Below are 12,871 nucleotides of genomic sequence, written 5' to 3' on the forward strand. Positions count from 1 at the left end.
ACACAATAAGACAACGCCATATGCTCGTCGGGAGAGAGGAATGAAAACGATAAAATTGACCGTCTCCGAAGCTATCGCCAGATACCTGGCGGCGCAGAAGATTGAACTCGATGGCAGTGTCGAGACCTTGTTCGGTTGCGGGTTCGCCATCTTTGGCCACGGTAACGTGACCTGTCTGGGGCAGCAGCTGCACAACATCCAGGACACGATCCCGATCTGGCGCGGCCAGAATGAGCAGTCCATGGCGGTTGCCGCAGTTGCCTACGCCAAGGCCAACAAGCGCCAGCGCATCGGGATCGCCAGCACCTCCATCGGGCCGGGTGCCACCAACATGATCACGGCTGCGGGTATTGCGCACACCAACCGTCTTCCGTTGCTGATGTTCGCCGGCGATGCCCATGTCTCGCGCCTGCCAGACCCGGTGCTGCAGCAGGTCGAGCATGCCCATCAACCAGGCCTGAGCGTCAATGATGCCTTCAAGCCCGTCACTCGCTATTGGGATCGCATCACTCATCCCGCACAGATCATGCAGTCCTTGCCGACAGCGATCGCGACGCTGACGGATCCCGCCAATTGCGGGCCGGTCATGATTTCATTGCCACAGGATATTCAGGGCGTTGCCTATGACTATCCAGAGGCACTCTTCGAAGAATGCATCCATCATATTCGTCGTCCGGAAGCCGATACGCGTGCTGTACAGGATGCCATTTCCCTGCTGGAAAAGGCGGAGAAGCCGCTGATCATCGCTGGCGGTGGCGTTCATTATTCCGAAGCCAATCAGTTGCTGGCCGACTTTGCACAACGTCGTAATATTCCGGTGGTCGAGACGATTGCGGGCCGTTCTTCGCTGCTGCAATCCCACCCCTGCAATATCGGCCCGATTGGTGTGACTGGCTCGAATTCCGCCAATGCCATGGCGGCACAATGTGATGTGCTGGTGGCCATTGGCACACGCCTGCAGGACTTCACCACTGGATCCTGGTCGGTGTTTCGTAATCCAGCGCTGAAGATCGTGTCAGTCAACGTGGCGCATATGGATGCCATCAAGCATCGCGCCATGGCGGTCATCGGCGATGCTCGCCACACGCTGGAGCGTCTTGATTCCGGGTTGGGTGAATGGCAAGCCGATCAGCGCTGGCTGGAAAAGGGCCAGGCTGAGGTCGCCGAGTGGAAATCCCTGTGCGCCAACCGTGGCGAGATCACGCCCGGCGAGATGGCGTCCTACGCCCAAGTCATTGCCAGCGTCAATGCGGTGCAGGAACCCGGCGATACCGTGCTGACTGCCGCCGGTGGCTTGCCGGCAGAGCTCAACATGAACTGGCAGAGCAAGCAGCTCGGCAAGTTCGATATCGAGTTCGGCTTCTCCTGCATGGGATATGAAGTGGCGGGCGGCTGGGGCGCCAAGATCGCCAATCCCGACAACGAGGTCGTGGTCCTGGTCGGCGATGGCTCCTACATGATGATGAATTCCGATATCTACAGCTCGGTGCTGACGGGCCACAAGATGATCGTGCTGGTGTGTGACAACGCCGGGTTTGCGGTCATCAACAAGCTGCAGAACAACAGTGGCAATCCGTCCTTCAACAACATGCTGGCCGATTGTCGCAGCCAGGCCGATGAGCTGGTACGCGTCGACTTCCTCAAGCATGCCCAGTCGCAAGGTGCCTATGGTGAGCACCTGAGTGACATCAGTGATTTCCGGGCCGCCTACCAGCGCGCCAAGGAGAGCCCGCGGACCTACGTCATCGTGGTGGATATCGATTCCAGCAAGTGGTCTTCCTGTGACTGCTGGTGGGATGTGGGGCTACCCGAAGTCGTCCGCGAGGACGTGGATGAAGCGCAGGTCACCGCCATGAATGCCGGCCGTGTCCATCAGCGTCGCGGGCTCTGATTCTGCGTGAGGCCTGGCGCACACCGCAACGGGCCTCATGAACACGCTTGGAATGACAACGCCAATTACCAGCACCCATGCATTTGCAGGAGAACCCTGATGTTCAATGAAGAACACAATATCGCACCGCTGCGCTGGGCCATGGTCGGTGGTGGCCGTGGCAGTGAAATCGGCCACGCCCATCGTGCTGCTGCCCATCGTGACAACTTGTTCCAGCTGGTCGCCGGTGCCTTCGATCTCGACGCTGAACGCGGGCGTGAATTCGGCACCAACCTGGGACTCGATCCAGAGCGTTGCTACCCGGATTACGCCAGCCTGTTCGAGGCCGAAGCTGCTCGCGAGGACGGCATTCAGGCGGTCAGCATCGCCACGCCCAACAGCACCCACCATGCCATCAGCCTGGCAGCGCTCAAGGCCGGTCTGCATGTGATCTGCGAAAAGCCGGTGACCTTCACGGTTGCCGAGGCCGAGGAGCTCAAGGCCGAAGCACAGGCGCGCGGTCTGGTCTTCGGTGTCATGTATGGCTATAGCGGCTATCAGATGCTGCACCAGGCACGTGCCATGGTGCAGTCGGGTGAGCTGGGGCAGATCCGCATGGTCAACATGCAATTCGCTCATGGCTTCCATAGCCAGCCGGTGGAGCAGGTCAGCAGCGGCGCCAAGTGGCGTACCAGTCCTGCCGTTTCCGGGCCGACTTATGTGCTGGGGGATCTCGGGACGCACATCTTCTATGCCGGCCAGTTCATCACCGGACTCAAGGTCGAACGCCTGATGTGCCACCGCCAGAGTTTCGTGGCCTCGCGTGCGCCGCTGGAAGACAACGCCCAGGTGTTGCTCCAGTACCAGAACGGCGCGGTGGGGTCGCTGTGGGCCAGCGCCGTGAACGCGGGTTCCATGCACCAACAGAAGATTCGCGTGGTGGGAGAGAAGGCCAGTATCGAGTGGTGGGATGAGTATCCCAACCAGTTGCGCCTGGAAGTGCAGGGCGAGCCGGCCCGCATTCTTGAGCGTGGCATGGGCTATCTCGCCGAAGGCGACAGCGCCGTGAACAGCAATCGCATCGGCGGCGGGCATGCCGAAGGCTTCTTCGAATCCTGGGCCAATGTCTATCACCGCTATGCACTCGCCATGCAGGGCGCCGAAGCGCGCCGTGATGGCAGAAGTACTCAGCATCTCGGTCTGTCAGAGCAGGAGTTGGAGTCGCTCTGGTTCCCCAATATCGACGCCGGTATCGAAGGTGTGCGGTTGCTGGAGTGCTGTGTGGAATCGTCTGACAACGAGAATCGCTGGGTCGCGTTCTGACCTGACTGCCGGCATCTGGAGCGCCTCTCTCTGACGCTATCACCGCCATGGATTGGCGGTTGCTGTGAGGTCGCTTCGCCAATGCGCTACTGATGATGGTTATTTCAAAAGACAACGACAACGCCAAAGAGAAGGACATCCTCATGCAAATCAAGCTTTCCAACGCGCCGTGTTCCTGGGGTATCGAGTTTGCCGACAATCCCGCCAACCCCAGCTGGCAGACCGTACTGGATGAGATCGCCGGCGCCGGCTTCAAGGCGACGGAGCTGGGTCCGCTCAACTATCTGCCGACCGAGCAGGCAGCACTGGCGTCCGCGTTGGACAGCCGAGGGCTCGAGCTGATCGCCGGTACCATCTTCAAGCATCTGCATGACGCGTCACGTCGTCAGGAAATCCTGGATTACACCCGCGCGACCTGTGAAGTGCTCAAGCCGCAGCAGGGCAACTATATGGTCATCATCGATCACGTCAGCTCGCCGCGCACCGATGAGGCTGGCCAGCAGGAAGCCGCGACACGTCTCAATGATGAGCAATGGAATGATATGATGGTCACTATCCGCCAAGTGGCTGAAATCTGTCAGGAATATGACGTGATGCCGGTGCTTCACCCGCATGCCGGCACCTATATCGAGTATCGTGATGAAGTCGATCGCGCCATGAAAGAGCTGGACTCTGACCTGGTCAAGCTGTGCATCGACACTGGCCATTGCACCTATGCCGGGATCGACCCCGCCGAGCTGATTCGCACCTACGGCGAGCGCGTCGCCTATATCCACTTCAAGGATATTCAGGCGCCGGTGCTGGAAAACGTGGTGAAGGATGGCATCGACTTCTACACCGCCATTGGTCAGGGCGTGTTCTGCCCGCTGGGCCAGGGCTGTGTCGACTTTGACGCGGTTCGCGAGAGTCTGGAATCCATCGGCTATCAAGGCTGGATCACCGTCGAGCAGGACGTGGACCCGACCAAGGACAACAGCGCGCTGGAAAATGCCCGCGAAAGCCGTGAATTCATTGAACGCAGCATTCTTGAAAAGGGCCTGGCGGAAGCCTGATCCGCATGAAGCCCTGTCGTCATCGCGCCAGAAGACGGCAGGGCACGGAAGATACCGCAATGACTTGTCTCGATAGCGTGGTGCGTCAGATGCCACGAGCACTCGAGCCACACCTGCCTCAGCAGTTCTCGTAATACTATAACAATCGATCACGAGAGGTCGTCATGCCCACTTCACACCCCGGTAGCGACACCGCTACCCCCTCAGCATCCACCGATTCCTCCTCACCCGACAATCAAGAAAAGCTGACGCCAGCGCAGCTTGTCTTCCTGATCAAGATCATTCTGGTGGCCGCCCTGGGTGGCCTGCTGTTCGGTTATGACACCGGCGTCATCTCCGGGGCCATCGGGCCCATCGCGCAGTATTTTGATCTGTCCGCCGCCGAGAAGGGCTGGGCAGTCTCATCTGTGGTCATCGGCTGTATTGGTGGCGCACTCATCGCCGGACGGCTGTCCATTGCCTATGGGCGCAAGGCCGTCTTCATGCTGTCAGCGTTGATGTTCACGGCGTCAGCACTGGGATCCGGCCTGGCGAGCACCTTTGATGCCTACATCTGGTGGCGCATTCTCGGCGGGATTGCCGTCGGCATGGCCAGTGTCATGGCACCGATGTATATCTCTGAGATGTCACCCGGTTATATGCGTGGGCGCACCGTCAGTCTGTTCCAGCAATCCGTGGTCTTTGGCCAGATGGTGGTGTTCTTCGTGAACTACTTCATTGCCAAGGGCATGGCGGAAACCTGGATCCTGAATCACGGCTGGCGCTGGATGCTGGGGTCTGAAGCGATCATTTCCATTCTGTTTGCGGTGCTGATTCCTTTCGTGCCGGAATCTCCACGTTGGTTGGTGCTGAAAGGGCGCCTGGACGATGCCCGCCGAGTCTTGGCGCGCTTCTATCATGGCGACGCCATTGAACGCACGCTGGGCGAGATCCAGAAATCCTTCCAGCACAATGAGAGCAAGCGTCACGCGTCGCTGCATACCAAGGGGATGCTGGGGCTGGTGGCCATCGGGATCTTCATCGCAGCTGCCCAGCAACTGACCGGCATCAATGTGGTGATGTACTACGCCCCGGATGTGTTGTCCGCCGTCACTTCCAGCAATGAAGATGCCCTGTTCCAGACCTCCATCATGGGGGTGACCTTCGTCGCCGGTAACCTGCTGGGCATGCTGCTGATCGACAAGGTTGGCCGTCGTCCGCTGCTGATTGCGGGGAGCCTGGGCAGCATCGTTGGCATGACTTTCCTGGGTGTCGTGATCGGCAATGGCGAACCGGGCATCAGCGCCTTGATCGCCCTGATCGTCTATGTCGTCTCGTTTGCCATCTCCTGGGGGTGTGTCTGCTGGACACTGGTCTCCGAGATATTCCCCAATGCCATCCGCGCACGAGCCATGTCACTGGCCGTCGCCGCGCAGTGGCTGCTGGGCTTCATCGTCACTCAGACCTTCCCGATGATGCGCCAGAGTGACTTCCTCAATGAACTCGTCGGTGGTGGATTCAGCTTCTGGCTCTACGCTGTCCTGACCTTCATCAGCTTGATGATCGTGCTGCGCTACGTGCCGGAAACCAAGGGCAAGACATTGGAGGAGCTCGAGAACATCACAGGCACTCGCTTGAGCAAGCGTCGCCGTCGTCTTGCTCGTCAGGGCTTGCCACTGACCGCTGAGTAAACCAGGAGCGCTCTGGACTGTTCATCAAGCCGTCGTTATCTACTCCCGCTGGCAATCTTCACGTGCTGGCGGGAGCATGTCTTGCACCGGGCACTATCGTTCTGCCCCGATACCGATGGCATGATCAAAGGACACCAAGCCACAGCCAGAGGACACATGGATGAAGCATAACGTCGCGCGGTATGGCCTGATATTGAATACAGAACGGTTCGAGGAGTGTGTCGCTTTCTATCAAGGTCTTTTCGAACTGCCGCTGATGTTCAGAAAGGAAGATGGCAGTTTCAGGCTGACCTGCCTGTCATATGGGGCGGGCTATCTGATGATCGAGCAGGGTGGAAAAGCCATTGAAGGCGGCAAGACCCCAGAACAAGGTAGCGCCAAGCTACGCTTCAATGTCAGGGATATTGATCAGGCATTGGCAGATGTCAAAGCCTGGGGAATCGACGCCGAAATTGAAGAGACACCATGGGGCAGGACCATACATCTGCATGATCCCGACGGTAACCGGGTGGGGATTCGGGATGAGGCGACATTTCTGACGCCCTGACGTTCTGCTTCCACGCCGTGAGACGCTCATCATGGAGGCCCCCCATCAGTAGATGAGCAGTCTGGCTTGTTGCCAATGGTCGTTGCCAGTTGAACAGGTTCTTGCTCCCACCGATTCAAAATTATCACCCTCAACGCCATGAAAGGATTCTGGATATGAAGATTGCTCTACTGGGTGCAGGTCGTATCGGCCGTGTGCATGCCCGCGCCATTACCGAGCATCCGACAGCGCAGCTTGCCTGCATCAGTGATGCCTACGCGCCGGCCGCCGAAGCCTTGGCCAGTGAATACTCGGTGCCGGTACTGTCTGCCGAGGAGGTCTTTGCCTCTGATGCGATTGAGGCAGTATTGATCGCGTCTTCGACACCGACTCACTCCGACTTTCTGGAGCGTGCCGTGCGTGCTGGCAAGGCAGTTCTCTGCGAGAAGCCGATCGACCTGGACCTCGCGCGCACCCGTGAGTGTCTTGCCGTGCTGGCAGAGCACCCAGTGACCTGCGCTCTCGGCTTCAATCGTCGTCATGACCCGCAATTCGCGGCGCTCAAGCAGGCGGTGACCGAGGGACGGGTCGGTGAGCTGGAAATGATCGCCATCACCAGTCGTGACCCTGAGCCACCGCCCGCTGAGTATATCGCGGCTTCCGGGGGCATCTTCCGCGACATGAGCATTCATGATCTCGACATGGCTGCCTGGTTGCTGGGAGAGCCGATCAGCGAGATATCGGTCACGGGGAGCTGCCTGATTGATCCGGCCATCGGGGAAGCGGGGGATCTGGACAGTGTTCTGATCAGCCTCAAGAGTGTCTCGGGCAAGCTTGCGAGCATCAGCAACTCGCGCCGTGCCTGTTACGGCTATGATCAGCGCATTGAGGTCTTCGGCAGCAAGGGCATGCTGGAAGCCCGCAACGAGACGGATACGCGACTGCGCTTCACGGGCGAGCAGGGGGTGATGGATGAACGACCCAAATGGTTCTTCCTCGAGCGCTATGCTCAGGCATTCGGGCGTGAGGTCGCCGATTTCGTCTCGGCCTGCCAAGACAAGCGAGCACCTCTGGCCGGGGCTCAGGACGGCCTGGCGGCACTTGAGCTGGCGGAAGCCGCGCTCATTTCCTGGCACGAGGGACGCCGCGTGCTGCTCAGCGAGATTCGGTGAGCTTTTGGCACCTTGATGACCGATCAGGTGAGGCCGTACCCACAGCATGCAAAAGCCCGCCTCTGGACATTCCAGAGGCGGGCTTTTGCGTTCATGGCGTCACATCACGCCAGGAGCTTCATACCAGCTCGCGCTTTTCTTCCCGTGCGATGCGGCGATCACGTGCGACCGCGCGGCAGATGACGATCAATACCGCCAGGGTGAGCACTGGCCATACCAGTACGTAGGTGGCAAATAGCAATGTCATGAGGTTGTCTCCCTGTTCTGTCTCGGACGTTATCCAGAGTCATGCGCCGGTGGAGGCGGCAGGCTGAGTCTGGATCGGTGTTGTCGTATCACGATCGCCTGAGTCGAGTGCTTCGTCATAGTTGCCGACACGTGCGGTGATGGTGTCGAAGTCGAAGCGTTCCTGGCGGCTGGCGAGGCTCATGACCACACACACTAGGGTGCTGGTGCCGTAAGCGGTCAGCGATGCGAGCAGGACGGTGTAGTCGCGCAGGAAGTCAGTCGCGAAGATCAGCATGGCGATCATGGCCGCGATTCCAGCAAGGATGCCGAGAATGCGCCCTAGGAAGCCGAATACCATCAGTCCGATGATCACGCCGCCGCCGATGCTGGCGAGCAGCTCGAAGAACAGGCCGCTCATGCCCGTCAGCGGCACCAGTTCAAAGCGTGCCAGGCAGAACATCACCATCGCGACGATGACCGACGTGGTGAAGGCGGTATTGGTCACCCGGTTCCAGAAGCAGCTGGCGATGACCGGGAAGACGATCGCGCCCCACAGAGCCCCGACGAAGACCAGCATCACCAGGATATCCAGTGAGAAGCTGGCGAAGACGATGCCCAGCACCGTGGCGATGATCATGGTCAAGCGGCCGATGAAGAGCATGCGCTTCGGGTCTGGCTTGCCGCGGGCGATATTCTTGCCATAGACATCGGCCATGATGATGGCGGACAGCGCGGAAAGGTCGGAATCCGCGGTGGAGGACAGCGAGCCGATCACCAGGATGAAGAACAGCGCGATGAAGAACGGCGGGAGATACTCGGACACCATCTGCGGGATGAGGTTGTTCATGTCGCCGTTGAGCGGCTCCACCCCGAGTGTCAGTGCCATCAGGCCAATCATGCCCAGGCCGATGACGATGGCGCCATAGCCCAGCGTCGCGGTGAGGAAGGTCGGCTTGATGTGGTCTTCGTTGACGGCGAACAGGCGCTGGGAAATGGTCTGGTTACCGATCGCATAGGCCAGTACCGCTACGAAGAAGGGCGCCCCCTGGTTCAGGATGGCATCCGTCGAGAAGAAGTCGGCCTGCTCGGGCGTCAGGTTATCCAGGCCTGCGACCAGCTCTGTCGGGCCACCCATCGCAAAGAACACCGCCGGAATGATCACGATGGCGATCGCCATCAGGGCAACCAGTTGCGCGAAGTCGGTCAGTACCGAGGCGCGGAAGCCCGACCACAGGGTATAGAACAGCACCCCCACGCCCGCCATGATCACGCCCGCCTGGAAGGACAGCGGCGAGAGCACGGAGACGAGCGCCCCGGCGGCGGTGAAGTTGACCATCAGGCTGATCACGCTACCCAGCAGGTTGGAGAGCGCCAGAATCAGCTGACTGGAGGAGCCGTGGCGCGCATGGATCAGCTCGCCCAGTGTATGCGCATTGGGCGCCAGCTTGCGGAAGCGGCGGCCGAAGGGGTAGATGAACAGAATCATCAGTGCGCCCCACAGGCCATAGTGGATCGGCCCTGAGACACCATAGGTATAGCCGGAGGTGGCGGCAGCATAGAAGGAGGCCGCCCAGATCCAGGTAGCCGTCATGCTCGCCGCGCCCATGCCGAAGCCAACGCGATGGTTGGAGACCATGAAGGCATCGGCATCTTCATTTTTCTTGCGGATCCCCAGCGTCATCAGATAGGTGCCGCCATAGAAGGCAAGCAGCAGCAGTACGACAGTCAGGGTAGAGAATTGATATAGCGATTCGTTGTTCAAGAACTGGCCCTCGGTAGGGAAACAGGGCGCTACGCAACGCAGTCGCCCGAGGGCAAACGGTTGTCGATAGCGACGAGTAAGGAGGGGAAGGTTCTTAGCCGTGGACGTAGTTCTGCGTCATTTGCTCAAGCAAATGGCATCCAGCGCAGCACATGAGCCGCGTCATCAATAATCGGCAATCTCGGTCAATGAAGACGGAGTTGGTGGCACTTCCCGGTCAGTCGGGAACTTGGGGGAGGGCGGCGTGGCATGCATCTGCCTTCATCGGAATAATGATATCGCATACGCGTCCTTGTGATCGGTTAAGCCTTGCAAGAGCGCTGATGCGAGTTGTTGGTCAGCCCCAAGCTTGGCGAAACGGTGTTTTTTATTTTCTCTCATTATCAAATTCGCTGGCAACGATAAATTATTCGCATGTCAATGTCCATACACTGGCGGGGGAAGCTTGCCTCTCATTCACGTCAACGATGGTTGAACGAGCGGGGGCGACGATGTTCAGTTGCGTGACACGTGTCAGAGCAGAATGGAAAACATGACTTGTTATATAAATAATATTACTCGGCATGACTTGTATTTAACGGCGTTGGCATCGCCATTCGAGGTGATGCCCTTGAACGATACTGACCCGGCGCCATTGCATGAGGCGAACCCCAGGCACGTGCAGCCGGAAGATGAGGTATTCAGTATCTTCTTCATCTTCAAGATCAAGGAAGAATATCGCGCTCGGTTGCTGCAACAATTCACCACGCATGTGACGAAGACGCGCAGTGAGGAGCCGGGCAATCTCGTGTTTGATCTGTATACCATCGACGGGCAGGACGACACGCTGGTGATATACGAGCACTGGCGCACGGAATCAGACCTGTGGGACATTCACTTCCAGCAGCCCTATGCCATCGAGACAGGCAAGCTGTTGGAGCAGGCCATGGTCGGGGATATGAAGCAGTACCTGAATATCGTCAGCGAGTTCTGAGTTCTCCCGCCGGTCATTCGTTTCCTGTTTGCCCATGCGATGCGCAGCCCTTAGAGGCTGCGCATTGTGCGTTCACCCCCCTTGAACATCCGCGTGCCATCCCACCGCCATCCACGCCTGTGAGCTCAACCAGGCAGCTGTCATCAAATCCTGCAGCGCCAGCGGCACATAAGCTGGCAGGCCAGTGCGAGTCACGCGAATGTGATAGTTTCTGGAGCACCCAGCCGTTTGGCGGCGCAGAGTCCCGGGCGTTTTCTTCGCCGGCAGGGCAAGCGGCGCCGTGCTATTACCCGGTAGTGGCAACCCTCTTCATCTTTTGTCAGGACTCCCCGTCATGAGTGATGCGTATTACCTCCACCTTACCGATCGCCTGCGCGAACAGCTGAAGGACCCTGATGCCTTTGAAGAGGGGCGATTGCCTTCTGAACGCGTGCTGGCCGAGCGCTTTGATACCACGCGCGTGACGTTGCGTCAGGCGTTGGGGCAGCTGGAGGGAGAAGGGCGCATTCATCGCAGCAATCGGCGTGGCTGGTTCGTGTCGCCGCCGCGGCTGGATTACGACCCCACGCGTGACTCCGGCTTCAATGACTATGTGACGGCGCAGGGGCGGCGGCCACGCACGGAAGTGCTGCTGACCGATGTTCAGGCCTACCCACCGGCTGCGCAAGCGCTGGGCCTGGCGGCCCAGACACCGCTCTATCATATTCGCCGCCGGCGTTTCGTGGATGAGCGCGCTGTGCTCAGCGAGTCGATGTGGGTGGTGCCCGAGCGCGCGCCGGGACTGCTCGAGGAGGGCCAGTTCGGGGTGTCACTGTGGGCGGAGCTGCGCGGGCGCTACGGCCTGACGCTGGCCCACCGTGAGCTGCGCTTCTACTCCGAGTCGCTGGGGGAGCAGGCCGCCCGGGAGCTGGGGGTCGCCATGGGCAGCCCCGGTCTGACCGTACGTCGCGCTACCTTCGATGAGCAGCATCGTCCCATCGGCTATGACGAAGAGCGCTGGCTGCACAATGCGCTGTGCATCACCGTCACGCTCAAGAACAAGCCCTGAACCCGCGCTGCAGGGACACTATATGAGGTAACACTGTTTCACTGGGCCTTCAACTGACTGTCATGGGGGTGTCATTCGGCACGCCCATACTCTTGGTATATACCAGATGGCGAGAGCCATTCATTCCAAGCGTTGGAGAGTCCCGATGTCCTTCTTGACCCGTTCCTTCCTCACCCGTTCCTTGCTGGCCAGTGCCGTTGGTCTGGTCGTTTCCCTCAATGCCCAGGCGGCCACCGAGCTCACCGTCTATACCGCGGTGGAGTCCGATGATCTGCAGAAATATGCCGAGCGCTTCCAGCAGGCGCATCCGGATATCGACATCAAATGGGTGCGCGACTCCACGGGCGTGATCACCGCACGATTGCTGGCCGAGAAGGACAACCCGCAGGCGGATGTGGTGTGGGGCCTGGCCGCGACCAGCCTGCTGGTGCTCGAGAAGGAAGGCATGCTGTCGCGTTATGCCCCCAAGGGAGTCGAGGCGCTGGATACCAAGTTCGTCGACCCCGCCTACCGTGATGGCCAGGACCCGTCCTGGGTCGGGATGGACGCCTGGGTCGCCTCGCTCTGCTACAACACCGTCGAAGGTGAGCGACTGGGAGTGCCCAAGCCGACGTCCTGGGAAGACCTCACGCGTCCAGAGTTCAAGGGCCACGTGATCATGCCCAACCCGAGTTCTTCCGGTACCGGCTATCTGGATGTCGCCAGCTGGTTGCAGCTGTGGGGTGACGACGGCGGCTGGGAGTACATGGACCGCCTGCACGACAATATTGCCCGCTACACCCACTCAGGCTCCGCGCCCTGCAACCTGGCCGGTTCCGGCGAGGCCGTGGTCGGTGTGTCCTTCGCCTTCCGAGGCGCGCGCCTCAAGGCACAGGGCGCACCGGTGGATCTGGTCTTCCCCGAGGAAGGGCTGGGCTGGGACATGGAAGCCGCGGCGATCATGAAGGGCACCGACAAGCGTGAGGCGGCGCAGACACTGATGGATTGGGCAGTGTCCAAACCGGCCAATGAACTCTACAACGAAGGCTATGCGGTCGTGGCCTATCCGGGGGTGGCCAAGACGATCGAGCATTATCCGGCCGATATCACCGAGATGATGATCGAGGCTGACTTTGCCAAGGCGGCCAACCAGCGGGATGCAGTGCTCGCCGAATGGCAGCGCCGTTACGACGGCAAGTCCGACAGTCAGTAAGTCACGCCCAGCCACCTTCGTCATTGCCCCGGCGCCTTGCGCCGGGGTCGGGAGT

At 59.7% G+C, this 12,871-nt stretch carries 11 protein-coding genes; 9 read left to right on the top strand and 2 right to left on the bottom strand.

Annotation, left to right across the window (positions count from 1 at the left end):
• Positions 1-40 precede the first annotated feature (40 nt).
• The 6 genes from iolD (at position 41) to iolG (ending at position 7,613) form a co-directional block, all read left to right on the top strand.
• On the top strand, positions 41-1,891 hold the full coding sequence (gene iolD / locus HA399_RS06615; protein WP_131431787.1) for a 3D-(3,5/4)-trihydroxycyclohexane-1,2-dione acylhydrolase (decyclizing): 1,851 nt from the start codon (positions 41-43) through the stop codon (positions 1,889-1,891).
• A gap of 99 nt (positions 1,892-1,990) precedes the next feature.
• The gene (locus tag HA399_RS06620; protein ID WP_054555846.1) at positions 1,991-3,193 is read left to right on the top strand and encodes a Gfo/Idh/MocA family protein; all 1,203 of its coding nucleotides are present in this window, start codon (positions 1,991-1,993) and stop codon (positions 3,191-3,193) included.
• 143 nt (positions 3,194-3,336) lie between these two features.
• Positions 3,337-4,245 carry a TIM barrel protein gene (locus HA399_RS06625; protein ID WP_404326527.1) on the top strand — a complete coding sequence of 303 codons (909 nt, stop codon included), beginning with the start codon at positions 3,337-3,339 and terminating at the stop codon, positions 4,243-4,245.
• Positions 4,246-4,409: 164 nt separating this feature from the next.
• Positions 4,410-5,915 (top strand): sugar porter family MFS transporter, encoded by a 1,506-nt coding sequence (locus HA399_RS06630; protein WP_404326529.1) that lies wholly within the window; start codon positions 4,410-4,412, stop codon positions 5,913-5,915.
• A gap of 160 nt (positions 5,916-6,075) precedes the next feature.
• Positions 6,076-6,462: a VOC family protein gene (locus tag HA399_RS06635; RefSeq protein ID WP_404326530.1), complete on the top strand. Its 387-nt coding sequence runs from the start codon at positions 6,076-6,078 to the stop codon at positions 6,460-6,462.
• A gap of 155 nt (positions 6,463-6,617) precedes the next feature.
• Complete coding sequence (gene iolG / locus HA399_RS06640; RefSeq protein WP_404326531.1) at positions 6,618-7,613, top strand: inositol 2-dehydrogenase; 996 nt, start codon at positions 6,618-6,620, stop codon at positions 7,611-7,613.
• A 118-nt stretch (positions 7,614-7,731) separates the two neighbouring features.
• Here the strand turns inward: iolG and HA399_RS06645 are convergent, their stop codons facing one another.
• Both HA399_RS06645 and HA399_RS06650 read right to left on the bottom strand, forming a co-directional pair.
• Positions 7,732-7,860, bottom strand: coding sequence for a putative transporter small subunit (locus HA399_RS06645; RefSeq protein WP_215824257.1), 129 nt, complete (start codon positions 7,858-7,860; stop codon positions 7,732-7,734).
• Between the two features lie 39 nt (positions 7,861-7,899).
• The gene (locus tag HA399_RS06650; protein WP_404326532.1) at positions 7,900-9,603 is read right to left on the bottom strand and encodes a sodium:solute symporter family protein; all 1,704 of its coding nucleotides are present in this window, start codon (positions 9,601-9,603) and stop codon (positions 7,900-7,902) included.
• A gap of 610 nt (positions 9,604-10,213) precedes the next feature.
• On the opposite strand from HA399_RS06650, the gene HA399_RS06655 reads away from it, so the two are divergent.
• The 3 genes from HA399_RS06655 to HA399_RS06665 all read left to right on the top strand — a co-directional run bounded on the left by HA399_RS06655 (position 10,214) and on the right by HA399_RS06665 (position 12,816).
• Positions 10,214-10,576 carry a putative quinol monooxygenase gene (locus tag HA399_RS06655; RefSeq protein ID WP_404326533.1) on the top strand — a complete coding sequence of 121 codons (363 nt, stop codon included), beginning with the start codon at positions 10,214-10,216 and terminating at the stop codon, positions 10,574-10,576.
• A 334-nt stretch (positions 10,577-10,910) separates the two neighbouring features.
• Complete coding sequence (locus tag HA399_RS06660) at positions 10,911-11,624, top strand: UTRA domain-containing protein (protein ID WP_054555867.1); 714 nt, start codon at positions 10,911-10,913, stop codon at positions 11,622-11,624.
• A 145-nt stretch (positions 11,625-11,769) separates the two neighbouring features.
• Positions 11,770-12,816: a putative 2-aminoethylphosphonate ABC transporter substrate-binding protein gene (locus HA399_RS06665; RefSeq protein WP_404326534.1), complete on the top strand. Its 1,047-nt coding sequence runs from the start codon at positions 11,770-11,772 to the stop codon at positions 12,814-12,816.
• The last annotated feature ends 55 nt before the right edge of the window (positions 12,817-12,871 follow it).

This window comes from Cobetia sp. UIB-001 (assembly GCF_044789135.1).
Lineage (GTDB): Bacteria > Pseudomonadota > Gammaproteobacteria > Pseudomonadales > Halomonadaceae > Cobetia > Cobetia amphilecti.